Source organism: Methylobacterium sp. WL116, from assembly GCF_008039455.1.
In the GTDB taxonomy this organism is placed as follows: Bacteria; Pseudomonadota; Alphaproteobacteria; order Rhizobiales; family Beijerinckiaceae; genus Methylobacterium.
Genome location: NZ_VRUV01001171.1, coordinates 1 through 263, shown reverse-complemented (window position 1 = coordinate 263; position 263 = coordinate 1). Strand labels below are relative to the sequence as shown.

General features: G+C 70.0%; 1 protein-coding gene. It reads right to left on the bottom strand.

Annotated elements, in window-relative coordinates; translation table 11 throughout:
• On the bottom strand, positions 1 to 263 hold a 263-nt coding region (locus FV223_RS29915), incomplete at both ends, for an enoyl-CoA hydratase/isomerase family protein (protein WP_187276319.1).

Below are 263 nucleotides of genomic sequence, written 5' to 3'. Positions count from 1 at the left end.
GCGATGGTCGGCACCCGCATCCGCTCCAGCGTGCCGAGCACCCGGTCCATGAAGCGCTCGTAGCCGAGCGCGTCCTCGGCGGTCTCGAAGCTGCGGAACTGGGCGATGTCGGTGCCGGCGGCGAACGCCTTCTCGCCGGCACCGGTGATCACCAGCGCCTTGACCGAGGCGTCCTCCTGTATCCGCAGGCACTGCGTGACCAGGCCCTCGTACATCGCGAAGGTCAGCGCGTTGCGGGCGTGGGGCCGGTTGAGGACGATGCG